The organism is Brevundimonas sp. (assembly GCF_965227765.1).
In the GTDB taxonomy this organism is placed as follows: Bacteria; Pseudomonadota; Alphaproteobacteria; order Caulobacterales; family Caulobacteraceae; genus Brevundimonas.
Genome location: NZ_OZ245778.1, coordinates 313,482 through 334,419, shown reverse-complemented (window position 1 = coordinate 334,419; position 20,938 = coordinate 313,482). Strand labels below are relative to the sequence as shown.

Annotated in this window: 23 protein-coding genes; 15 read left to right on the top strand and 8 right to left on the bottom strand. The window is 68.8% G+C overall.

Annotation, left to right across the window (positions count from 1 at the left end; translation table 11 throughout):
• Positions 1 to 59 precede the first annotated feature (59 nt).
• On the top strand, positions 60 to 2,927 hold the full coding sequence (locus ACO05L_RS01625; protein WP_421730442.1) for a M16 family metallopeptidase: 2,868 nt from the start codon (positions 60 to 62) through the stop codon (positions 2,925 to 2,927).
• A 17-nt stretch (positions 2,928 to 2,944) separates the two neighbouring features.
• Here the strand turns inward: ACO05L_RS01625 and ACO05L_RS01620 are convergent, their stop codons facing one another.
• Positions 2,945 to 3,766: a S1 family peptidase gene (locus ACO05L_RS01620; RefSeq protein WP_421730441.1), complete on the bottom strand. Its 822-nt coding sequence runs from the start codon at positions 3,764 to 3,766 to the stop codon at positions 2,945 to 2,947.
• A gap of 7 nt (positions 3,767 to 3,773) precedes the next feature.
• Positions 3,774 to 4,217: a DUF350 domain-containing protein gene (locus ACO05L_RS01615; protein WP_421730440.1), complete on the bottom strand. Its 444-nt coding sequence runs from the start codon at positions 4,215 to 4,217 to the stop codon at positions 3,774 to 3,776.
• A 292-nt stretch (positions 4,218 to 4,509) separates the two neighbouring features.
• On the opposite strand from ACO05L_RS01615, the gene ACO05L_RS01610 reads away from it, so the two are divergent.
• A complete protein-coding gene (locus ACO05L_RS01610; protein WP_421730439.1) occupies positions 4,510 to 4,926 on the top strand; it encodes a (deoxy)nucleoside triphosphate pyrophosphohydrolase in 417 nt (138 codons plus the stop codon).
• A 38-nt stretch (positions 4,927 to 4,964) separates the two neighbouring features.
• A complete protein-coding gene (locus ACO05L_RS01605) occupies positions 4,965 to 5,144 on the top strand; it encodes a Flp family type IVb pilin (protein WP_421730438.1) in 180 nt (59 codons plus the stop codon).
• A 1-nt stretch (position 5,145) separates the two neighbouring features.
• On the opposite strand, the gene ACO05L_RS01600 is transcribed toward ACO05L_RS01605, so the two are convergent.
• Entirely contained in the window at positions 5,146 to 6,030 is an 885-nt protein-coding gene (locus ACO05L_RS01600; protein ID WP_421730437.1) for a methyltransferase domain-containing protein, read from the bottom strand.
• A 24-nt stretch (positions 6,031 to 6,054) separates the two neighbouring features.
• On the opposite strand from ACO05L_RS01600, the gene ACO05L_RS01595 reads away from it, so the two are divergent.
• From ACO05L_RS01595 to ACO05L_RS01565, 7 genes are all read left to right on the top strand, one after another.
• A complete protein-coding gene (locus ACO05L_RS01595; protein ID WP_421730436.1) occupies positions 6,055 to 6,852 on the top strand; it encodes a ComF family protein in 798 nt (265 codons plus the stop codon).
• A gap of 68 nt (positions 6,853 to 6,920) precedes the next feature.
• On the top strand, positions 6,921 to 7,178 hold the full coding sequence (grxC, locus tag ACO05L_RS01590; RefSeq protein WP_421730435.1) for a glutaredoxin 3: 258 nt from the start codon (positions 6,921 to 6,923) through the stop codon (positions 7,176 to 7,178).
• A complete protein-coding gene (locus ACO05L_RS01585) occupies positions 7,178 to 8,017 on the top strand; it encodes a carbon-nitrogen hydrolase family protein (RefSeq protein WP_421730434.1) in 840 nt (279 codons plus the stop codon). The genes grxC and ACO05L_RS01585 overlap by 1 nt, the downstream gene beginning before the upstream one ends.
• Positions 8,014 to 8,448: a DUF1178 family protein gene (locus ACO05L_RS01580; protein WP_421730433.1), complete on the top strand. Its 435-nt coding sequence runs from the start codon at positions 8,014 to 8,016 to the stop codon at positions 8,446 to 8,448. Before ACO05L_RS01585 ends, ACO05L_RS01580 begins: the two co-directional genes overlap by 4 nt.
• Positions 8,449 to 8,450: 2 nt before the next feature.
• Positions 8,451 to 9,281 carry a DUF6597 domain-containing transcriptional factor gene (locus ACO05L_RS01575; protein ID WP_421730432.1) on the top strand — a complete coding sequence of 277 codons (831 nt, stop codon included), beginning with the start codon at positions 8,451 to 8,453 and terminating at the stop codon, positions 9,279 to 9,281.
• 30 nt (positions 9,282 to 9,311) lie between these two features.
• Positions 9,312 to 9,785, top strand: a complete 474-nt coding sequence (locus ACO05L_RS01570; RefSeq protein ID WP_421730431.1) for a DUF6265 family protein — start codon at positions 9,312 to 9,314, stop codon at positions 9,783 to 9,785.
• Positions 9,773 to 10,291 carry a GNAT family N-acetyltransferase gene (locus ACO05L_RS01565; RefSeq protein WP_421730430.1) on the top strand — a complete coding sequence of 173 codons (519 nt, stop codon included), beginning with the start codon at positions 9,773 to 9,775 and terminating at the stop codon, positions 10,289 to 10,291. Before ACO05L_RS01570 ends, ACO05L_RS01565 begins: the two co-directional genes overlap by 13 nt.
• A 79-nt stretch (positions 10,292 to 10,370) precedes the next feature.
• On the opposite strand, the gene ACO05L_RS01560 is transcribed toward ACO05L_RS01565, so the two are convergent.
• Entirely contained in the window at positions 10,371 to 10,604 is a 234-nt protein-coding gene (locus tag ACO05L_RS01560) for a hypothetical protein (protein WP_421730429.1), read from the bottom strand.
• A 157-nt stretch (positions 10,605 to 10,761) separates the two neighbouring features.
• Positions 10,762 to 11,562 carry a bifunctional 2-polyprenyl-6-hydroxyphenol methylase/3-demethylubiquinol 3-O-methyltransferase UbiG gene (gene ubiG / locus ACO05L_RS01555; RefSeq protein ID WP_421730428.1) on the bottom strand — a complete coding sequence of 267 codons (801 nt, stop codon included), beginning with the start codon at positions 11,560 to 11,562 and terminating at the stop codon, positions 10,762 to 10,764.
• Between the two features lie 159 nt (positions 11,563 to 11,721).
• On the opposite strand from ubiG, the gene ACO05L_RS01550 reads away from it, so the two are divergent.
• The 4 genes from ACO05L_RS01550 to ispG all read left to right on the top strand — a co-directional run bounded on the left by ACO05L_RS01550 (position 11,722) and on the right by ispG (position 17,983).
• Positions 11,722 to 12,996 (top strand): aspartate kinase, encoded by a 1,275-nt coding sequence (locus ACO05L_RS01550; protein ID WP_421730427.1) that lies wholly within the window; start codon positions 11,722 to 11,724, stop codon positions 12,994 to 12,996.
• A 105-nt stretch (positions 12,997 to 13,101) separates the two neighbouring features.
• Positions 13,102 to 15,387 (top strand): phosphoenolpyruvate--protein phosphotransferase, encoded by a 2,286-nt coding sequence (ptsP, locus tag ACO05L_RS01545; protein WP_421730426.1) that lies wholly within the window; start codon positions 13,102 to 13,104, stop codon positions 15,385 to 15,387.
• Positions 15,388 to 15,709: 322 nt separating this feature from the next.
• Positions 15,710 to 16,738, top strand: coding sequence for a RodZ domain-containing protein (locus ACO05L_RS01540; protein ID WP_421730425.1), 1,029 nt, complete (start codon positions 15,710 to 15,712; stop codon positions 16,736 to 16,738).
• Positions 16,739 to 16,846: 108 nt separating this feature from the next.
• Positions 16,847 to 17,983: a flavodoxin-dependent (E)-4-hydroxy-3-methylbut-2-enyl-diphosphate synthase gene (gene ispG, locus ACO05L_RS01535; protein ID WP_421730424.1), complete on the top strand. Its 1,137-nt coding sequence runs from the start codon at positions 16,847 to 16,849 to the stop codon at positions 17,981 to 17,983.
• 74 nt (positions 17,984 to 18,057) lie between these two features.
• Here the strand turns inward: ispG and ACO05L_RS01530 are convergent, their stop codons facing one another.
• Positions 18,058 to 18,540, bottom strand: a complete 483-nt coding sequence (locus tag ACO05L_RS01530) for a hypothetical protein (protein ID WP_421730423.1) — start codon at positions 18,538 to 18,540, stop codon at positions 18,058 to 18,060.
• Between the two features lie 161 nt (positions 18,541 to 18,701).
• Between ACO05L_RS01530 and ACO05L_RS01525 the strand changes: the two genes are divergently transcribed.
• Positions 18,702 to 19,175 carry a PEGA domain-containing protein gene (locus ACO05L_RS01525; RefSeq protein ID WP_421730422.1) on the top strand — a complete coding sequence of 158 codons (474 nt, stop codon included), beginning with the start codon at positions 18,702 to 18,704 and terminating at the stop codon, positions 19,173 to 19,175.
• 78 nt (positions 19,176 to 19,253) lie between these two features.
• On the opposite strand, the gene ACO05L_RS01520 is transcribed toward ACO05L_RS01525, so the two are convergent.
• Positions 19,254 to 20,030, bottom strand: a complete 777-nt coding sequence (locus ACO05L_RS01520; protein ID WP_421730421.1) for a sulfite exporter TauE/SafE family protein — start codon at positions 20,028 to 20,030, stop codon at positions 19,254 to 19,256.
• Positions 20,031 to 20,161: 131 nt separating this feature from the next.
• Positions 20,162 to 20,824, bottom strand: a complete 663-nt coding sequence (locus ACO05L_RS01515; RefSeq protein WP_421730420.1) for a response regulator — start codon at positions 20,822 to 20,824, stop codon at positions 20,162 to 20,164.
• Positions 20,825 to 20,938 lie beyond the last annotated feature (114 nt).

The window sequence follows — 20,938 nt, the reverse complement described above, 5'->3', positions numbered from 1 at the left end:
TCGGAACGCTGGTAGGGTCGCGCCCGACCCTTTTTCGCATTTCGTCAGGACGCCCTCCGATGAAGCTCCGTCTCACCGCCACCGTCGCCGCCTCCGCACTGATCCTCGGCCTTGCCGCCTCGCCAAGCTTGGCCGAGCCCGCCGCCGCCCCCTCCGTCGCGGTCGCCCCCGCCTCTGCCGGCATCGAGGTGCCGCCGCTGGGCTTTACCAAACGCACCCTGGCCAATGGGCTGGAAGTCTATACGGCGCGCGACACCACGACCTCGAACGTGGCGGTCCAGGTCTGGTACCGCGTCGGGTCCAAGGACGATCCGGCCAACCGCTCCGGCTTCGCCCACCTGTTCGAACACCTGATGTTCAAGGCCACCAAGGACTTCCCCGACGAGACCTTCGACCGGCTGACCGAGGACGTGGGCGGCAACAACAACGCCTTCACCGCCGACGACGTGACCGCCTATCACGAGACCGTTCCGGCCAATCACCTGCAACGGCTGATCTTCGCCGAGGCCAACCGCCTATCGTCACTGGTGGTCGATGAATCCGTGTTCGAGAGCGAGCGCGATGTGGTCAAGGAGGAGTACCGCCAGGGCATCCTGGCCAGCCCCTATGGTCGGCTGTTCGGCCTGTTCATGCCCCAGACCATCTATCAGGATCACCCTTATCGCCGGCCCGGCATCGGCTCGATCGAGGACCTGGACGCGGCGACCATCGAGGACGTGCGTCGGTTCCACGCAACCTACTATCGGCCCGACAACGCCATCCTGATCGTCGCCGGCAACTATGACGAGGCTCAGCTGAACGGCTGGATCGACCAGTATTTCGGCCCCATCACCAACCCCGACCGCCCCCTGCCGGTCAATGACGTGGTCGAGCCCGAGCCCACCCAGGCGCGCGAGGCCACCTTCCACGCCCCCAACGTGCCTCTGCCCGCCGTGGTCGTCGCCTATCCGGCCGTGGCGGCCAGGAACCCGGACAGCATCCCCCTGACGGTGCTGGACGCCATCCTGTCGACCGGCGAGAGCTCGCGGCTGTACCGCGCCCTGGTCTATGATCAGCAGATCGCCAACGAGGCCTCGTCCGTTCCCGACTTCGCCCAGCAGGCCGGCTATCTGGCCGCCTACGCCATCATGGCGGACGGACAGGACCCCGACGCCGGCGTCGCCTCCATCCAGGCCGAGATCGCCCGTCTGCGCGACCAGCCCGTCACCGCCGCCGAACTGGCCGAGGCCAAGAACGAGCTGATCGCCGCCGCCCTGCGCGGACGCGAGACCGTCGCCGACCGCGCCCAGGTCCTAGGCTGGGCCCTGATCCGCACCAATGACGCCGCCACCGCCGACCGCGAGGTCGCCGACATCCAGGCCGTCACGGCCGCCGACATCCAGCGGGTGGCCCAACGCTATCTGACGCCCGAACGGTCGATCACCCTGCGCTATCTGAACACCGACGACACAGCCCAGGTGTCGCAACAGACCCTGAACGTCGATGCGCCGGTCAAGATCGCCGACCTGGCGCCCGTGGGCCAGGTCTTCACCCTGTTGCCGCAAGGCCAGCGGGCGCAGATGCCCGAGCCGACCGCCCCCGTGGCCCCGGCCACGCCCGCCGTCGCCGACTTCCGCCTCGACAACGGCTTGAGGGTGCTAGTGGCGAGAAAGGCCGGCCTGCCTCTGGTCTCGGCCCGCCTGGGCTTCGATGCCGGAACCGCCGACGAGCCGCGCGACAAGGCCGGCGTGGCCAGCCTGACCGCCGCCCTCCTGACCCAGGGCGCCGGCGACCTGACCGCGCCCGAGATCGCCACGCAGATCGAACAACTGGGCGCCGACGTGGGCGCCTCGGCCGGCCCCGACTTCACCAATGTCTATGCCAACGCCCCCAGCGACGTCTTCCCCCAGACCCTGGCCCTGATCGCCAAACTGGTGCTGGAGCCGACCTTCTCGGGCGAGGAGCTGGAGCGTCAACGCGACCAGGCCCTGGACGGCCTGCGCGTGGCCCTCAGCACGCCCGGCCCCGTCGCCGGACAGGTCGCCGCCCGCGCCGTCTATGGCGACGCCGCCTATGGCGCGCCGGGCGCCGGCACCCTGACCAGCCTGCCCGCCATCACGCGTGAGGACATCGTGGGCTTCCACGCGTCTCACTATCGCCCGTCGGACGCCACCCTGGTCTTTACCGGCGACATCACGCCCGAGGCGGCCCGCACCCTGGCCCAGTCGGCGTTCGGCCAGTGGACGGCCGCGCCCCTGACCGCCGTGCCGCCCGCAGCGGCGCCGTCCGGCCCGGCCCTGCCGCCCCGTGTCATCGTCGTCGACCAGCCCGGCGCAGGCCAGGCGGCGGTGATCGTCGCCGGACGCAGCATCGCCCGCAGCGACCCCGACTACTTCCCCCTGACCCTGGGCAACACCCTGCTGGGCGGCAGCTTCACCTCGCGGCTGAACCAGGAGATCCGCATCAAGCGCGGCCTCAGCTATGGCACGCGATCCTCGCTGGGCGTCCGCCGTCACGACGGGGCCTTCACCGCCTCGGCCCAGACCAAGAACGAGAGCGCGGTCGAGGTGTCGGACCTGATCCTGGCCGAACTGACGCGACTGAGCACCACCCAGCCGACCGACAGCGAACTGACCACCCGGCGCGCCATCCTGACCGGGGCGTTCGGGGATTCGCTGGAGACCGTGGACGGACTGGGCGGACTAATCGCCAACCTGGCCCTCTATGACCTGCCCATGAGCGAACTGGCGTCCTACGTCGCCAACGTCGAAGGGGTCGATGGCCCAGAGGTCGAGGCCGCCTTCGCCCGCGCCCTGCCGGTGGATCGCGCCAGCCTGGTCATCGTCGGCGACAGCGCCCAGTTCATCGAGGCGCTGCGGGCCAAACACCCGAACGTCGAGGTCATCCCCCTGTCCGACCTGAACCTGGGCTCGGCTACGCTCAGGTAGGCCTTAGTCTGGCGGGCTCAGGTGGACAGACAGATCACCTGAGCCACCCGCAGGTCGCGGCGCAGCGTATCGGCGACCCGGCCGTAGTTTTCGACCGTGACCTGTTCGCCCAGGGCCGCCTCGTCGGCGCCCTGTTCGCCACGGATGGCGGGGCCGAAGGTGTCAGGCGCGGTGGTGTAGATCCGGCCCCGGCGGGGGGCCTCGGCGATGGTCACGCCCACGACCCGGCCCCGACGATCCATGACCGGGGCGCCCGACAGGCCCGCCAGAGTGCCCTCCAGGCCATCCGTCCGGCCCACCTCGGCCCAGGCCAGGACGGGCTCGTCATGCTTGCCCCGGCCCTGGACGTGCAGGGTCTCGCGGCCCAGCAGCCGGCTGGCCACCTCTCCGGCGCGGCCTTGCGGATAGCCCGGATGGAAGGCCCGCTGGCCGACCCTGAGGTCCTCGTTGGCCGACACGGGCAGGGCGGGCGGTCCGCCTTCGGTGATCAGCAGGGCGATGTCGGCCCGGTGCGCCAGGCGCACATCGGCGGCCACGACCCGGCCGCCCCCGACCACCAGCGCGGGCTGGCGGCAGCCCTCGACCACATGACGCGCGGTCAGCCAGCGCCCGGCTCCGGCGATTGAAAAGGCGGTCCCGGCCGAGGGCTGGAACGGCGTATCCGGCGCATTGACGGTGACTGAGGGGTCGAACGGGGTCACAGGCCCGAGCAGCGCCCCCTCGACCGCGTCGGGCGGCGGCGGGGCAGGCGGCGCATTGGCGTTCTCGCGGTGCAGCAGGGAAGCCCCGACCAGCAGGCCCAGCCCCGCAGCATAGATCAGCCAGTCGGGCGCACGCATCCGGGCCTCAGCCCGTCAGGGCCGCCGCCAGGATCAGGGCGGTAGCCAGCTTGGCCGCGACCAGCAGCACGGCGGCCGAGATTTCGCCCTCCTGGATGCGCTGGGGCAGGCCGGTCAGGATGATGTCGACCACGCGGAAGGCCAGCAGCTGAAGAATGAGGGTCGCCAGGCCCCAGATGGCGATGTCGCGCACCGAGGTGGAGACCGACATGGACACGGCCAGGGGGATGGCCAGGCCGACCAGGACCCCGCCGAAGGCCACCGCCGCGGCCGAATTGCCCTCGCGGATCAGGTCGACTTCTTTCCACGGCGTCAGCAGGGCGTAGACCACCGCGCCGATGCCCAACAGACCGAAGGTCACGACCAGATGCAGCACCAGAACGGGGAATCCGCTGGCGAAGGCCTGGATTTCCGGGCTGGACAGGGTGTCGGTGAGGGCCTTGGGGTCCATGGAACTCGGGCTGAAACAACAGGGTCCGGGCGCGGACCGAGGAGGATTTGACAGGGTCTTGCCCGAATCTCGCCCCAATCCGCAAGCGCGCTGACGCCACACTTGGTGACGAAAGATTGCAGCCGCTCAGCGCCTGCGGGGTGACGAAAGATTGCAGCCGCTCAGCGCCTGCGGGGTGACGAAAGATCACAGCCCCTCAGCGCCTGCGGGGTGACGAAAGATTGCAGCCGCTCAGCGCCTGCAGGTGACGAAGGATTGCAGTCTTCGCGGCGGCCTGCTGTAGGCCTTGGCCATGACCGAAACATCCAGCATCCCCACCGTACTTGTGGTCGCCGTCGCCCTGATCGACGTGGATGGCCGCGTGCTGATCGCCAAACGCCCCGAGGGTAAACAACTGGCGGGTCTCTGGGAGTTTCCCGGCGGCAAGGTCGAGCCGGGCGAACGACCCGAGGCCGCCCTGATCCGCGAACTGCGCGAGGAACTGGGCATCGAGGTCAACGAAAGCTGCCTGGCGCCCTTCGTGTTCGCGAGCCACGCTTATGAAAACTTTCACCTTCTGATGCCACTCTACCTGTGTCGGCGCTGGTCCGGCGTGGTCGTGGCCAACGAACACGCCGCCCTGGCGTGGGTGAAACCGGCCAAGCTGTCGGACTATCCCATGCCGCCTGCCGACGCGCCGCTGGTCGCCTGGTTGCGCGACATGATCTGACCTGCAGACCCGACTTTGATCGGCCAGGAGGAGGCAGGATGCGAAATGCTATCGCGCGCTTTTTCCGGGATCAGTCCGGGGCCACGGCCATCGAATACGGCCTGATCATCAGCCTGATCGTCGTGGTCATCCTGACCGCCCTGACGGCGTTCGGCGGAACCTCGACCGGCATCTTCAATACCGCCATGGACACGCTGCGCGCGGCGATCGGCGGCTAGATCAACCGCCCTTCAGCTCACGCACATTCAGCGCATCGGCCAGCCGCGTCTTGGCCGATCCGCGCGCCAGGGGCTTTTGCTGGCTTTCGTGGGGCGCCCATCCGGCCAGGTTGACGATCTCGAAGGTCGCCGGGATCCGCCCGTCCGCATCGCCGAACCGCTCGGCATAGAGGGCGGCGGCGCGCATGACGATGCCGCGCGTCAGGGGCCGCACGATCCCGGCCAGCTGATTGGTCTCGCCCATGGCGCGCAGGTCGCGGACCAGGGCGAACAGATCGGGATAGCGCACCGTCACCCGGTCCACGTCCGAGACCGGCAGGGCGAACCCTGCCCGCTGCAACAGGGCGGCGCCGTCGTATCCGTCCGCAAACGGCGACACCCGCGCCTGGGCCCCGCCCCGCTCGGCCAGCTCGGCCTCGGTCAGGACGGCGCGAAGCTCCTTCAGCGTCGCCGCGCCCAGAAGCGTGCCGATGAACAGGCCGTCCGGCTTCAGCGCCCGGCGCATCTGGCTGAGCGCGCCCGGCAGGTCGTTGGCCCAGTGCAGGGTCATCAAGGACACGATCAGATCCGTCGAACCCGCCGCTAGCGATAGGGGCCTCGCGCCCGGATCGGCGGCGTCCTGCGGCATCGAGACCAGGCTGCCGATCCGCCGTGCGGCCTCGCTGTCGGCCAGGCGTTGCGCGAACGGCCCCGGATGGGCCGACAGGTCGACCGCGACCGCAAAGTCCCGCATGATCGCCTCAAGACTGTCCACCGCGCCCAGGGCGGCGCGGTCGTGCAGGAAATCGGCCTGATGCAGCCGGGCGGTGGACCGGCTCAGGCGGGCGGCGCGGCGGGCGCTGTCGAAGATGGTCGGGGGGCCGACAGTCTGGGCGGTTGCGGTCATGGGCTGCAAGGATGGGGGTTGCGGATGGCGATTGAAAGCACCGGGAACATATCGCCCGTCATCCGGGGGCTGGCGCTCCAACTGCGGACCCTGGGGCGCGGCCTGGCCGACCTGATCCTGCCGCCCGTCGCCCACGACAGCCGCGAGGCGACCGCCGCCGCCGGGCTGAGCACCGACGCCTGGAGCCGGGTCGTTTTCCTTGAGGCCCCCGTCTGCGACGGCTGCGGGGCCGCATTCGATGTCGACGGGGGCGCCTTTGCCGAGGTGCGCTGCGCCGCCTGTATCGCTCAGCCCTACGCCTTCGCCCGCGCCCGCGCCGCCTGCGTCTATGACGAGGCGTCGCGCGGCCTGATCCTGAAATACAAGCATGGCGACCAGCAGCAGTTCGCCGGCCTGTTCGCCCGCTGGCTGGGCCGCGCCGCCGCCGACCTGATCGCAGACGCCGACGCGATGGCGCCCGTTCCCCTGCACTCCAGCCGTCTTCTGGCCCGTCGCTTCAACCAGGCCGCAGAGATCGCCCGGCCCCTGGCCCGTCACGCCGGGTTGGAATACCTGCCCGACGCCCTGATCCGTCAGGTCCGCACCGGCAGCCAGGGCGGCAAGAGCGGGCGGGCGCGCCGGCTGAACGTCAAGGCCGCCTTCGCCGTGACCGAGGCGGGCCGTCGCCGGATCAAGGGGCGGCGCATCCTGCTGGTCGACGATGTCCTGACCACGGGGGCCACGGCCGAGGCCTGTGCGCGGGTCCTGCTGGAGGCCGGAGCCCGCGCCGTCGATCTGGCCGTCATCGCGAGGGTGCGTTCGGCCCGACAGTTGCCTATGTAGGTCACATCCATTCCGGCCTGCGGCGCGTTGCGTCAGTCCAAGCCACTCTTTTTCAAGGAGCCACTCCCATGGCCGACGTCGTCATCTACACCAAGCCCGGCTGCCCCTACTGCTCGTCCGCCCTAGCCCTGCTGAACAAGAAGGGCGCCGACTACACCGAGATCGTCGCCTCCAACGATCCCGAGAAAAAGCAGGAAATGATCCAGAAGTCGGGCGGCAAGGCCACCTTCCCGCAGATCTTCATCGACGGAAAACACATCGGCGGCTGCGACGACATCCAGGCGCTGGAACGTCGCGGCGGCCTCGACGAGCTTCTGGCCGCCTGATGACCGCCGGGCTCGACATCGCCCTGATCCAGACCCGCACCCCGGCGACGCCGGAGGCGGCGCTGAGCCATGTCGAGCCCCTGATCCGCAAGGCCGCAGCCGAGGGCGCCAGGTTCATCCTGACGCCCGAGGTCACCAACTTCGTCGAACAGCGCCGCGACCGCCGCGGCCTGTCGACCACAGACGAGGACCAGGACATCGTCGTCCTTGGCCTGAGGCGGTTGGCGGCGGAACTGGGCGTCTGGCTGTTGATCGGCTCGGCCATCGTCAAGTCGGGCCATGCCGGCGACGACCGGGCGGCCAACCGGTCTCTGCTGATCGATACGGGCGGCGGGGTCGTCGGGCGTTACGACAAGCTGCACGTCTTCGACGTCGACCTGGCCAATGGCGAGACCTATCGCGAGAGCGCCACCATCCGTCCGGGCGACGGGGCGACCGTGGCCGACACCCCCTGGGGCCGGTTGGGGATGGCGGTCTGCTACGACATCCGCTTCCCGCATCTGTTCCGGCAGCTGGCCAAGGCGGGGGCGGCGATGATCTCGGTCCCGGCCGCCTTCACCGTGCCGACCGGCGAGGCCCACTGGGAGACCCTGTTGCGCGCCCGCGCCATCGAGACTGGCGCCTTCATTCTGGCCCCGGCCCAGGGCGGGACGCACGAGGATGGCAGGAAGACCTGGGGCCGTTCGACCATCGTTGGTCCCTGGGGCGAGATCATCGCCAAGGCGGACGACGACGCGCCCGGCGTCCTGCACGCCAGGCTGGATATGGCGGCGGTCGAAAAGGCGCGGGGCTCGGTGCCGGCGCTGAAGCACGACCGGGATTTTGCGGCCCCCCTATGATCCGCTATGCCCTGTCATGCGAACACGACCACCCGTTCGAAGCCTGGTTCGGCTCGTCGTCGGACTATGACGACCAGGCGGCGCGCGGCCTGGTCGAATGCCCGTTTTGCGCCTCTCGCAGCGTGGCCAAACAGATCATGGCTCCGGCCGTGTCGGGGACGAAGAAGGCCGCCCCGACCTCGCCCGACATGGCCAAGATGCAGTCGATGATGATGGAGGCGGCGCGCGAGGTCCGCGCCCATGTCGAACGGAATTTCGACTATGTCGGCGACAGTTTCGCCCGCGAGGCGCGCGACATCCATGAAGGCCGCTCCGAGAAACGCGAAATCTATGGCCAGGCCAGCCCCGCCGAGATCAAGGCGCTGAAGGCCGACGGCGTCCCCTGCTCGCCCCTGCCCGCCGCCCCGCCCGATCCGGCCAAGGTCAACTGACCATGGCCGGGGGGCAGGAACGCTATGACGAACACGAGCCGCCGCCGTCTCTACGGCCCTGGGTGCGCACGATCTGGACCTATGCCAATCCCGAGCCGTCAGGCGCGATCCAGCGTATCGCGCCGGACGGCTGTCCCGAACTGATCCTCGATTTCGCCCATCCCTATGAGGAACAGGGGCCGGACGGCGTATTTCGCCTTCAGCCCCAGGCCCTGTTCGCCGGCCAGATGACCCGCCCCCTGGCCATGCGCTCGGTCGGACCGGTCGAGCTGGTCGCCGTGCGTTTCGAGCCGGACGGCGCCCGCGACTGGCTGGACCGGTCAACCCACCTGGCCGTCGACCAGAGGCTGGACATGACCGCGCGGCTGGCGGGCGTCACGGCTCAGGCGGGAGATCCGGAAGGCCAGGTCGCCGCCATGGTCGCCCGGCTGGAAGACCACCGCGCCCAACACGACTGGACCCTGGATCCGCTCGTCCGTGCCCAAGTCGAGGCGATCCACGCGCGCGAGGATGTGGAGGCTTCCTCTCACGACCGCTCGTCCGCCGAACAGCGCGCCCTGCAGCGCCGCTTCCGCGACCGGGTCGGCGTTTCGCCCCGTATCCTGAGGTCCATCGTGCGGTTTCGCCGGGTGTTCGATCATGTGGCCGAGGGCGACGCCACGCCCTGGCTGGAGGCCGGGCTCGACGCCGGCTATTTCGACCAGCCGCAGATGGCGCGCGACTTCCAGAGGTTCCTGGGCTGCACTGCCACCCAGTGGGCGCGCGATCAGGTCGAACTGGCGCGCAGCCTGGCGTCGCAATCCTACAAGCCCTTGCCCCACTCGCCGCTCTAGCCTGGGGTCTCAACCGCTGGAGCAAAACCCATGACCGTCACCGCCCTCGCCCTGACCGCCGCCCTGACCCTTCCGGCCGCGCCGATCACCGCCGATCAGCTGTCGTGGATGGCCGGCTACTGGCTCGACTGCGAAGGCCGTCGCGAGGCGTCCGAAACCTGGAGCGATCCGCGCGGCGGCCTGATCCTGGGTTCGGCCATCACGCTCGAGGACGGCAAGGTCAGCTTCGAACAGTCGCGCATCGCCCCGGCGGCGACCGATGCTCTGCACGTGGCCTATTTCGCCGGCGTCGAGGGCGCGCCGCCCGTCGTCTTCCCGGCCATCGCGGCGAGCGGAACCCGCGTGGTGTTCGAGAACACCGCAAACGACTTCCCGCACCGGGTGATCTACGAGCGGCGCGGCGATGTCCTGCACGCCCGCATCGAGGGCGAGATGGACGGCCAGCCCCAGGCTATGGACTGGACGCTGCAAAAGGCCGATCTGAACGCGCGATGCCCGATCTAAACCAAGACCTGAACTGGCGACCGATGACCGAGGCGGATCTCGATGCGGTCGCCGCCATCGCCGTGCTGGCCTTTCCCGATCACTTCGAGGGCCGAGGCTGTTTCGCCAATCGGCTCGACCTCTATCCGCGGGGCTGTTTCGTCCTGGCGGAGGGGTCGTCGGTGAAGGGATACCTGATCGCCTATCCCTGGCGGTCGGAATCGGCGCCGCCCCTGAACACCCTGATCGAGGCGATACCGGACGAGGCTGAGGTCGTCTATCTGCACGACCTGGCCCTGCATCCCGATGTCCGGGGCGGCGGCCATACCTCGAAGATCGTGGAGCGGCTGGCCGATCAGGCACAGGGCGACGGCTGGCCCGCCGTGGCCCTGGTCGCCGTCAATGACGCGGCCGGGTTCTGGCGACGTCAGGGCTTTGTCGAACAGGCCGCAACGCCCCAGCTGGCGACCAAGCTGGCCAGCTATGGGGCGGACGCCCGCTACATGGTCAGGCGGCTGAGCGCCTAGGCGTCTCCGAGAGAGAGACATCGCCCGCCCCCTCCCAAGCTCTTCGGCTTTTCGGAGGGAAGCGGGCGTCGAGGCGTTTTTAGCCCTGGGTCCAGCCCTTGGTCGCCATGCAGCTGGCGAAGGCGTCGCGACGGGCGGCGCCCAGAAGGGCGGCGCGGCATTCCGTCTTGGAGGCTTCCAGCGGCTGGGCGTTGGCGCCTTCGACCCAGGTCACGGGACCGGCGGCGGGGGCGGGTTGCAGGCCGGCGGTGGTGCCGCAGGCGGCGGTCATCAGGGCAGCGGAGGCGGCGGCGAGGATCATGAGGCGTTTCATCGGGGATCTCCTGTTTCGATGCGCCGTCATCTCACCGCTAAGGTCGGAAATCCCGTTACAAGGCCGAAAGGTAGATGAATTCGCCGTAAGCTTGGCTTAACGGGAAACCAGCGTTCCACAGCGCGGCCCTCGGCGGCCCGCACTTCAGTCCCGCCCTTCAGTCCCGCGTGGCGACCATCATGTAGTTGATGCCGACGTCGTCGCTCTCGCTCCAGCGACCGGTCAGGGGGTCGATGACCAGGCCGAAGGGGCCCGTGACGGCCAGGGGTTCGGCCGACAGCATCAGGCGGATCTCCTCGGGCTTGAGGAACTGGCGCCAGTCATGCGTCCCCGCCGGAACCCACCGCAGGACGTATTCGGCGGCGAACTTGCCCAGGGCCAAAGCCTTCAGCGTCCGGTTCAGGGTGGCCACGATCATGATCCCGCCCGGCGCGACCAGCCGCGAGCAGGCGCGGATGAAGGCCTCCGGATCGGCGACGTGTTCGATCACCTCCATGGTCAGGACCACGTCGAACGGCCCCGCCCCGCCGGCCAACATGTCGGCCTCCATCTGCTCGACCGTCGCGGCGCGATAGGCGATGTCGAGGCCTTGCGGCTCGGCGTGGGCGCGGGCGGTGCCGATGTTCTCGGACGAGGCGTCGATGGCGGTGACGTCAAAGCCCATGCGCGACATCGGCTCTGCGATCAGGCCGCCGCCGCAACCGATGTCGATCAGGCTGAGACCGGCGAAGGGCGCGCGCTGGCGGGTGTCGCGGCCGAACCGTTCGGCGACCCGGTCGCGCACGAAGGTCAGGCGGGACGGATTGAACCGGTGCAGCGGGGCGAACGGCCCGCGCACATCCCACCACTCGGCCGCCTGGGCGGAAAAGCGCGCCACATCGGCGGGGTCGATCGAGGGACCGGCGGCGGTCTGCGCCAGGGGTTTCGGGTCGAGGATGGGATCGGAAATCTGGGTCACCGCCGATGCCTCGCGCCGAAAGCGGGCGGGGTCAAGGCGCCGGCCCCGATAGCAGGCCTGTCGGCGTCCGCAGGTCTGTGAAAGCAGAGCTGCGTTGTGATCCCCCGCCCGGGCCGCTAGAAGCCCCTCGTCCTGATACACCGGAGCCACCCGCTCGAGATGACGACACCTGACACCACCCGCTTGGTCATGAAGTTCGGCGGCACCTCCATGGGTGACCTCGAACGCATCCGCCGCGCCGCGCGCATCGTCGCCGCCGAGGTCAAGTCGGGCAAACAGGTCGCCGTGGTCGTTTCGGCCATGGCCGGCAAGACCAACGAGCTGGTCGCCTGGACCGACGGCGCGGGCCCCGCCGCCGCCGGCCTGCCGCTGTCGGACGATGAATACGACGTCGTGGTCGCCTCGGGCGAGCAGGTGACGGCCGGCCTTCTGGCCCTGACCCTGCGCAACATGGGCCATAACGCCCGCACGTGGATGGGCTGGCAGATTCCCATCATCACCGACGACGCCCACGGCCGCGCCCGCATCGAGGACGTGCCGGGCGAGGTGCTGGGCGCCGCCATGGACCTGGGCGAGATCGCCGTCGTCCCCGGCTTCCAGGGCGTCACCACCGGCGGTCGCATCACCACCCTGGGCCGGGGCGGTTCCGACACCTCGGCGGTGGCGGTGGCGGCGGCGCTGAACTGTCCGTGCGACATCTACACCGACGTGGACGGCGTCTATACGACCGACCCGCGCATCGAGAAGAAGGCCACCAAGCTGAACCGGGTCTCCTATGAAGAGATGCTGGAGATGGCGTCCCTGGGCGCCAAGGTGCTTCAGACCCGCTCGGTTGAACTGGCCATGGCCAAACAGGTGCCCCTGCGGGTCCTGTCGAGCTTCATCGAGCCCGATGAAGACGGAAACCTTCCGGCCAACGCCGGCACCCTGATCTGTGACGAGGAAGACATCGTGGAAAAGCGCATCGTATCGGGCGTCACCGTCAGCCGAGACGAGGCGCGCATCACCCTGCTGGGTCTGGCGGACCGCACCGACGCCCCCGCCGACGTCTTCACCCGCCTGGCCGAGGCCAACGTCAACGTCGACATGATCGTTCAGTCCCAGGCCCGCACCGAGGGGGCCGTCAACCTGACCTTCACCACGGGCCGCCGCGACGCCGTCCGCGCCGAGGAGCTGATGCGCGCCGCGCAGGCTGAGATCGGCTTTGAGGAAATCCGCGTCGACGCCGACGTGGCCAAGGTGTCGGTCATCGGCGTGGGCATGCGCAGCCACGCCGGCGTGGCCCAGACCATGTTCCAGGCCCTGGCCGACAAGGGCGTCAAGTTCCAGGCGATCTCGACCTCGGAGATCAAGATCAGCGTGCTGATCGAGGACGCCTATTCCGAACTGGCCGTCCGCGCCCTGCACGCGGCCTATGAGCTGGACGCGCTTTAGGTCACCAAAATCCGGGCATGAGGGTTCATTCGCCATCTTCCCCATCCGCGCTATAGGTAACCCGACGCGCGTCTCCTATCTGGGGAACGCAACACGGGAGGCGGGATGCCGGTAGGCGGCGGATTGACGACGAGGGGGCCGCGCAACCTCCTGCGCCAGATCCGCGAGGCCATGGCCGGTGCGGGCGCGGGCGCTGCGCCGGCTCAGGAGCGGCTGGACCGGGTGGTGCGCACCATCGCCCAGTCCATGGTCGCCGAGGTCTGTTCCATCTATCTGCGGCGCGGCTCTGGCGAACTGGAGCTGTTCGCCACCCACGGCCTGAACGTCGAGGCCGTGCACAATACCCGCCTGCGGCCCGGCGAGGGCCTGGTCGGCGAGGTGGCGCGGATGGCCGAGCCGATCAGCCTGTCCGACGCCCCGTCCCACCCCTCGTTCGCCTATCGCCCCGAGACCGGCGAAGACCCGTATCACGCCTTTCTGGGCGCGCCCCTGCTGCGCGGCGGGCGAGCCATCGGCGTGCTGGTCGTGCAGAACCGGGCCGAGCGGCGCTATGACCCCGACGAGGTCGAGGACATCCAGACCATCGCCATGGTCCTGGCCGAGACGGTGGCCTCGGGCGAGCTGCTGGCCCAGGACGAGCTGCGCGACGTCGAGGTGGCGCCCCACCGGCCCGAGCGGCTGAAGGGCCAGAAGTTCGCCGAAGGTCTGGCGTTCGGCCACGTCGTCCTGCACGAGGCGCCCCTGGCCCCCGAACGGCTCTTGTCCACCGACGCGGCGGCAGAGGAAATCCGCCTGAACCTGGCCCTGGCCGAGCTGAAGGCCGGCATCGACGCCATGCTGGACCGCTCCAAGGGCAAGCTGGTCGGCCAGTCGTTCGAGGTCCTGGAAACCTATCGGATGTTCGCCGACGACCGGGGCTGGAACCGCTCGCTGCTGGAGGCGGTGCGCGGCGGGCTGACGGCGGATGCGGCGGTCGACCGGGTGCGCAACGAACACCGCGCCCGCTTCGCCCAGGCGCGCGACCCCTATATCCGCGAACGGCTGCACGACTTCGAGGACCTGGCCAACCGGCTGCTGAGGGTGCTGGCCGGGCACAAGCCGGGCGAGCGTGAACTGCCCGACGACGCCATCCTGGTGGCGCGCAACCTGGGGCCGGCCGACCTGCTGGAATATCCGCGCGACAAGCTGAAGGGCCTCTTGCTGGAAGAAGGCTCGGCCGCCAGCCACGCCGCCATCGTGGCGCGGGCCTTTGGCATTCCGTGCGTCGGGCGCCTGATGGGGCTGCGCGACCGGCTCAGCGAAGGCGATATCGTCATCGTCGACGGCGAATCCGGCGAGGCCTATCTGCGGCCGCGCGGCGACATGCTGGATTCGGCCCAGTCGCGCATGGCCGTCCGCAGCCAGCAGCAGGCCGAGTTCGCCAAGCTGCGCGACGTGCCCGCCGTCACCGCCGACGGCCAGCGGATCACGCTTCTGACCAACGCCGGCCTGGCCGTGGATCTGGAGAACCTGGACACCACGGGCGCCGAGGGCATCGGCCTGTTCCGCACCGAGTTCCAGTTCATGGTGTCCGAGGAACTGCCGCGCCTGAACTCGCAGACGGCGCTGTACAAGCTGGTGCTGGACGCGGCGGGCGACCGGCCGGTCACCTTCCGCACCCTGGACATCGGCGGCGACAAGGTCCTGCCCTACATGGAGACCACCGAGCGCGAGGAGAATCCGGCCCTGGGCCGCCGCGCCGTTCGCCTGGGCCTGGATCGGCCTTCCCTGTTGCGACTGCAGTTGCGCGCCCTGCTGTCCGCCGCCGCCGGGCGCGAGCTGCGCGTCATGTTCCCGATGATCGCCACGGTGGACGAGTTCCGCGCCGCGCGCGAACTGGTCGATGTCGAATGCGAATGGGCCCGGCGTCGCGGCCGCGCCCTGCCCGCGCGGCTGCGGGTCGGGGCCATGATCGAATGCCCCAGCCTGTTGTGGCATCTGGACGCCCTGCTGCCGCTGACCGACTTCGTCTCGATCGGCACCAACGACCTGTTCCAGTACATGTACGCCGCCGACCGGACCAACCCGCTGGTCTCGGACCGCTACGACCCCCTGTCGCCGCCGACCCTGCGCGCGCTCCAGGCCATCCAGACGGCCTGCGAGGAGACGGGCACGCCGGTCTCGGTCTGTGGCGAACTGGCGGGGCGGCCGCTGGAAGCCTTCGCCCTGATCTCCCTGGGCTACACCCAGCTGTCGGCCCCGGCAGCCGGGGTGGGTCCGGTCAAGCGCATGATCCTGTCGGCCGACCTGGGCGCCGCTCGCCGAAGCATGACCAGCCTGCTAGCCAGCTCGGCTGGGTCGATCCGAAACGAGATCGAAAGTCTGGCCCGGAAGTTGAACGTCGCCGTCTGACGCGTCTCACGCCGGGACAGGGGCGGAACTCAACCCTCCTGAGGGGAAAAACACCCCATCCGAGCGAACCGCGCGTCCATAACAAGACGTTGATGGGGCGGCATTAATGGTTTATCCACAGCAGCAGGACGATGGGCTTCCGGGGGGAAGCCAGGGTCGCGATCTCAACGTGATATCGTTTCCCGGTTGGTCGAGTACGGCAAGCGCCCAGAATTTCGCAGTTCCGGAATTCGGCGCGCCGAGTGTGGGGTCAGGCGTCATGGCGCTGGATACGGGGACTGTCCCCGACGAGTTTCGTTCGCATCCGGACTGGAAGGACCCCATGCCCTCCATCGACGATGCCGCGACTCTGGGCGCCGGACTGCGCATGGTCCGCGAAGCTTCCGGCAAGTCCATGGCCGAACTGTCGGTCGAGACCCGCGTCCACACCCGCTATCTGATCGCGCTGGAGGAAGGCGACTTTTCCGCCCTGCCCTCGCGCGTCTTCTCCATCGGCTATGTCCGCGCCTATGCCAGCGCCCTGGGCATCGACGAACAGCTGGCCGTGGAACGGTTCAAGCGCGACAGCCCCGACGCCTCGGTGCCGCTTCAGGCGCCCGTCGGCGTGGCCTTCGAGGAGGTCCGTCGCTATTCGCCCCGCATCGTCGGCGCCATCGCCATGGTCGCCCTGGCCGTCGTCGGCTGGAACGTGTTCCAGCGCGTCAGCCTGATCCACGCCGCCGCCCCGTCCGACATCGCCGAAGTGCCTGAAAGCTGGTCCCTGGGCGCCGTGCCGGGTCAGGAAGGCCTGGTCATGATCGGCGCGCCGCGTTCGGCCCCTGCAGATCAGACGACACCCGCCCTCTACATCACGCCAGGTCTCGAGGCCCAGCTGACCGGCGTCGATCCCACTGATCCCGCGTCTGTGGCGGCGGCTGCCGCTGCCGCTGCCGCCTCGCCCGTTCAGGCGGCCTTCAACCCGCGCGGCGCCATCTATGGCGCCTCGGCGACCGCCTCGCAGGTCGTGCTTCAGGCCAAGAAGGCTGCGGCCCTGGTGGTGCGGATGTCCGACGGACGCGTCCTGTTCGCCCGCCAGCTGGCCGCAGGCGAAAGCTGGCGCGCCCCGGCCGACGTGGCCGCCACCGTGGACGTGTCGGACCCCACGGCTTTCGACGTCTATCTGAACGGCGAGCACAGCGGCGCCCTGGGCGGCGTTCTGACACCGCTGAACCAGCTCAATACGCGCGCCCAGGCCCTGGCCCGGACCACAGCAGCCCAGTTGGCGGCTCAGGCCGACGCGGCTCAGGCCGCCGCCAGCCAGGCCGCCTATCAGACCGGGCAACAGTTCAACACGGCGGTTCAGACGCAGTAGTCGGACAGACGGTATTCGGGGTGGGCAAGCGTCTCAGCCGCACCCGCCCCAGTCCCTGTTCGCTTCGCCCTACTCAGGACGCTCGGAAGCGCCTATCTTGCGTCCGACATGAGCGACCATTCCCACATCCGACCCTGGCGCCACATCGAGCGCCGCAAGAGCCGCCAGATCATGGTGGGCAATGTGCCGGTGGGCGGGGATGCGCCGATCACGGTCCAGTCGATGACCAACACCCTGACCTCGGACGCCAATGCGACCATCGGTCAGATCCGCGAATTGGAAGAGGCCGGCGCCGACATCGTGCGCGTCTCCTGTCCCGACGAAGACTCGACGGCGGCCTTCAAGACCATCGCCAGGGCCGCCAAGGTCCCCTTGGTCGCCGACATCCATTTCCACTACAAGCGCGGCATCGAGGCGGCCCAGGCGGGCGCCGCCTGCCTGCGCATCAATCCCGGCAATATCGGCAATCCCCAGAGGGTCCGCGACGTGGTTCAGGCCGCCAAGGACCACGGCTGTTCGATGCGGATCGGCGTCAACGCCGGGTCTCTGGAAAAGGAACTGCTGGAAAAATACGGCGAGCCCTGCCCCGACGCCATGGTCGAGAGCGCGCTGAACCACGCCCGCATCCTTCAGGACCACGACTTCCACGAGTTCAAGATATCGGTGAAGGCGTCCGACCCCTTCCTGACGGTCGCCGCCTATCAGCAGCTGGCCGAGGCCATCGACTGTCCCCTGCACCTGGGCGTCACCGAAGCCGGTCCGCTCCGCACCGGCACGATCAAGTCGGCCATCGGCATGGGCAATATGCTGTGGTCCGGAATCGGCGACACCATCCGGGTCAGCCTGGCCGCCGATCCGGTCGAGGAGATCAAGGCCGGGTTCGACATCCTGAAGTCGCTGGGCCTGCGCCACCGGGGCGTCAACATCATCGCCTGCCCGTCCTGCGCCCGCCAGGGCTTCAACGTCATCGAGACGGTGGGCGTGCTGGAGGAACGGCTGGCCCATATCTCGACGGCCATGTCGCTGTCGATCATCGGCTGCGTCGTCAACGGTCCGGGCGAGGCCCTCTATACCGATGTCGGCTTCACCGGCGGCGGCAAGGGATCGGGCATGGTCTATCTGAACGGCAAGATCGCCCACAAGCTCGACAACCCCTCGATGGTCGAACACATCGTCGAGCTGGTCGAGGCCAAGGCGGCGGAACTGGACGCGGCGCGGGCCGACGCCCTGGAAGCCGCCGAGTAGGGCGACCGTTACGCTTCGCAGGCCGGGGCATTCGTCAAAGGCCGGAGTTTGCGGCTCAGACCAGGGTTTGCAGCTCAGGGCTTTTCGAACGCCTGTTTGCAAAGCTCCTCGCCGAACGCATTGCTCATATGGGTTTCCGCCCCCGTGGCCATGACCATGCCGCCGACCCCGCCCATCGTGAACGAGCGCCTGATCCGGTAGACGCCGACGACCGCGCCGCTGTCATCCAGCAGGCGAGCAACGCCGCTGATCTGGCTCTGAGCCGGAGCGAACAGGGCCAGGGCGGGATTGGCCGCGCTCCAGCCGTCCAGCGTGACCTCCAGTTTCAGGGCGCGTGTTCCCGCCGCACAATCCGACAACCGCGACTGCACCCGTTCGGCGAAAACGGTTTCGAACGCGCTGCTCGTTCCCTGGGGTGTGTTCTGCAGGGCGATCGTAACCACCCGCGCATCCGCGCGAAGCGCCTGGGGCAGAGCCGTGAGCGTGGCGCTGCCGGTCGACGACTGGCATCCGACCAGCAGGAAAGCGGCCGCAAAGCCGGCGATGATCACCTTCATGAAATCCCCCGAGAACATGGCTTATTGTCAAGCTCGGTTCGGTTCTAGGTCGCCCCGCATAGGTTGTCTTGAGAAAAAGACCGCGTTGACTGTCGCGGCGGTCAATGCGAGACAAACCATGGTTCGCCGGGGGGCGAACCTTATCCTTTTCAGGGGCTTTCATGTTCTCATATGTTTCGACGCGCACCGGCGTGCGTCTTCTGGCGCTTGCCGGTGCGGCTCTGTCCCTGTCCGCCTGTGCGACCGTAACGCGTGGCAGCAGCCAGGAATTCCGTGTCGAAAGCACTCCGGTCGGCGCACGCGTCGAGACCTCCAACGGTTTCCGCTGCGACGCGACGCCCTGCGAGTTCAAGATCAGCCGCAAGAACCCCTTCAGCGTCTCGGTGTCGCTCGACGGCTACGTCACCCAGGAACATGAGATCGAAACGAAGGTCGCCGGCGCCGGCGCCGCGGGCATGGCGGGCAACTTGCTGGTCGGCGGCATCATCGGCGGCGTGGTGGACGCCAGCTCCGGGGCGATGAACGACCTCACCCCTAATCCGCTGATCGTGCGTCTGCTGACGCCGGCCGAACAAGCCGCTGCCGATACGGCGGCGCGTGAACTGGCTCCCGCAACCAGCGGCGCGGCCGACTGATCGAGAACTGCGGGGCCTGGCCTACACAGCGAAATAGGGCGGGATCGGCGCAGGCCGGTCCCGCCTTTTTCGTTTCGCCTACAGCACCCCGAACAGCCGCAGCGCCTGGTAGCCGGCGCTGAGCAGAACCACCGCGCCGACGCCATAGGTCAGGACCTGGCGCGGGGCGATGCGGGCGATGATGCCGGCGAAGGGCGCGGCGATCAGGCCGCCCAGGATCAAGCCGGCGATCGAGCTGGCATGACTGGTGATGCCCTCGGCCTGGTCCCAGTGTCCGGTCAGCAGGGCCGTCAGGAAGGTCGCCGAGATGGCGGCGGTGACGAAGAATTCGGCGGTATTGGTCGTGCCGATGGAGATGCGCGGGTCCTGTCCCGAGCCGACCATGGTGGTAGTCACGGTGGGCCCCCAGCCGCCGCCGCCGATGGCGTCGAAGAAGCCGCCGACCAAACCCAGGGGGCCCGAGAACTTGATCGGGAAGGCCCGTTCGCGCGTCTTCTTGGTGGCGCGCCAGATGATGACCAGGCCCATGATCGACAGATAGACGGTGATCCAGGGCTTCAGAATGTCGCCGTCGATGCTGGTCAGGACAAAGGCGCCCAGCACCCCGCCGACCACGCCCCCGGCGACCAGCGGCGCGAACAGCTTCCAGTTGACGTTCTTGTTGACCGTATGGGATCCGGCCGAGGCGGCCGTGGTGAAGACCTCGGCGGCATGGACCGCGGCCGAGGCGGTCGCGGGCGGAACGCCAAAGGCCAACAGCACGGTCGAGGATATCACGCCGTAGGCCATGCCCAGCGCGCCATCGACCGACTGGGCCAGGAAACCGACGAGCAGGAAGATCAGGAAATCGTGCATGAAAGCTCTGCGGGAAGTGGAGCCGACGTTGTCCGATGGCGCAGAACGCCGGTAAAGCCACAAATCCTAGCTGACAGAGGGAGTATTTCTCGCCGCGCTGCGCCGAGCCCTCTGCCTAGCCGCGCCCCCGTCTAGCCGCGCTGGCGGCGAAGACCGGCCTGAAAATGCGCCAGGGCGGCCAGCACGTCGCGCCCTGAATAGGGCTTCAGCACCATGGCCTCGGCCAGGTCGGCATGACGCGCCGCCGCCGTCACATCTCCGGACAGGAACAGGATGGGCAGGCCCCAGCGGTCCTTCAGCGACCGCGCCAGGGTCACGCCGTCGGTCTCGCCCGACAGGTTGATGTCCAGCAGGGCCACGTCGATCTGGTGCAGGGCCGCCGCGGCCTCCGCCGCCTCGGCGATGTGAAAGGGACCGACGACGCTATGGCCGGCGTCGGTCAGGGCCTCGGTCAGGTCGGCTGCGGTCTCGGGGTCGTCCTCGACGACCAGGACAGTCATGGGATCCAGCGCCTCTGCGGGGGTGACTTCGGCGTCCTCCTGGGGGGCCGACTTGGTCAGAACGGCGCGCAACTCGGCCCAGGTCTCGGCGTGGGGCCGGTCGGTCTGAAGATCATAGATCCCCGCCATGGCCGTCAGTTCTGAAGCCTCTGTCTCGCTCAGCACCGTATCGGGCGCATCCAGCAGACGGTCATAAGCGGCCCGCAGACGCTGGGCGCTTTCACGGGCGGTCGGGGTGTTTTCCGATGCGGTCTGGGCCGTTTGGGGGGCGGCGTCTGGCTGGCGGTCGAACATGGGGCGATCTCCGGTCTGAACGTCTTGGCCGCCACCTAAGCCGTGAAAGCCGGCTTGGTAACCGCCCCTGACGGGAACGTGAGACCTCATCAAGTTTTCGCCATCGGGCGGATC

Excerpts from the sequence above, each read along its gene's own strand:
- ACO05L_RS01625 (WP_421730442.1), top strand. The coding sequence starts at position 60 with ATGAAGCTCCGTCTCACCGCCACCGTCGCCGCCTCCGCACTGATCCTC.
- ACO05L_RS01620 (WP_421730441.1), bottom strand. The coding sequence starts at position 3,766 with ATGCGTGCGCCCGACTGGCTGATCTATGCTGCGGGGCTGGGCCTGCTG.
- ACO05L_RS01615 (WP_421730440.1), bottom strand. The coding sequence starts at position 4,217 with ATGGACCCCAAGGCCCTCACCGACACCCTGTCCAGCCCGGAAATCCAG.
- ACO05L_RS01610 (WP_421730439.1), top strand. The coding sequence starts at position 4,510 with ATGACCGAAACATCCAGCATCCCCACCGTACTTGTGGTCGCCGTCGCC.
- ACO05L_RS01605 (WP_421730438.1), top strand. The coding sequence starts at position 4,965 with ATGCGAAATGCTATCGCGCGCTTTTTCCGGGATCAGTCCGGGGCCACG.
- ACO05L_RS01600 (WP_421730437.1), bottom strand. The coding sequence starts at position 6,030 with ATGACCGCAACCGCCCAGACTGTCGGCCCCCCGACCATCTTCGACAGC.
- ACO05L_RS01595 (WP_421730436.1), top strand. The coding sequence starts at position 6,055 with ATGGCGATTGAAAGCACCGGGAACATATCGCCCGTCATCCGGGGGCTG.
- grxC (WP_421730435.1), top strand. The coding sequence starts at position 6,921 with ATGGCCGACGTCGTCATCTACACCAAGCCCGGCTGCCCCTACTGCTCG.
- ACO05L_RS01585 (WP_421730434.1), top strand. The coding sequence starts at position 7,178 with ATGACCGCCGGGCTCGACATCGCCCTGATCCAGACCCGCACCCCGGCG.
- ACO05L_RS01580 (WP_421730433.1), top strand. The coding sequence starts at position 8,014 with ATGATCCGCTATGCCCTGTCATGCGAACACGACCACCCGTTCGAAGCC.
- ACO05L_RS01575 (WP_421730432.1), top strand. The coding sequence starts at position 8,451 with ATGGCCGGGGGGCAGGAACGCTATGACGAACACGAGCCGCCGCCGTCT.
- ACO05L_RS01570 (WP_421730431.1), top strand. The coding sequence starts at position 9,312 with ATGACCGTCACCGCCCTCGCCCTGACCGCCGCCCTGACCCTTCCGGCC.
- ACO05L_RS01565 (WP_421730430.1), top strand. The coding sequence starts at position 9,773 with ATGCCCGATCTAAACCAAGACCTGAACTGGCGACCGATGACCGAGGCG.
- ACO05L_RS01560 (WP_421730429.1), bottom strand. The coding sequence starts at position 10,604 with ATGAAACGCCTCATGATCCTCGCCGCCGCCTCCGCTGCCCTGATGACC.
- ACO05L_RS01550 (WP_421730427.1), top strand. The coding sequence starts at position 11,722 with ATGACGACACCTGACACCACCCGCTTGGTCATGAAGTTCGGCGGCACC.
- ptsP (WP_421730426.1), top strand. The coding sequence starts at position 13,102 with ATGCCGGTAGGCGGCGGATTGACGACGAGGGGGCCGCGCAACCTCCTG.
- ACO05L_RS01540 (WP_421730425.1), top strand. The coding sequence starts at position 15,710 with ATGCCCTCCATCGACGATGCCGCGACTCTGGGCGCCGGACTGCGCATG.
- ispG (WP_421730424.1), top strand. The coding sequence starts at position 16,847 with ATGAGCGACCATTCCCACATCCGACCCTGGCGCCACATCGAGCGCCGC.
- ACO05L_RS01530 (WP_421730423.1), bottom strand. The coding sequence starts at position 18,540 with ATGAAGGTGATCATCGCCGGCTTTGCGGCCGCTTTCCTGCTGGTCGGA.
- ACO05L_RS01525 (WP_421730422.1), top strand. The coding sequence starts at position 18,702 with ATGTTCTCATATGTTTCGACGCGCACCGGCGTGCGTCTTCTGGCGCTT.
- ACO05L_RS01520 (WP_421730421.1), bottom strand. The coding sequence starts at position 20,030 with ATGCACGATTTCCTGATCTTCCTGCTCGTCGGTTTCCTGGCCCAGTCG.
- ACO05L_RS01515 (WP_421730420.1), bottom strand. The coding sequence starts at position 20,824 with ATGTTCGACCGCCAGCCAGACGCCGCCCCCCAAACGGCCCAGACCGCA.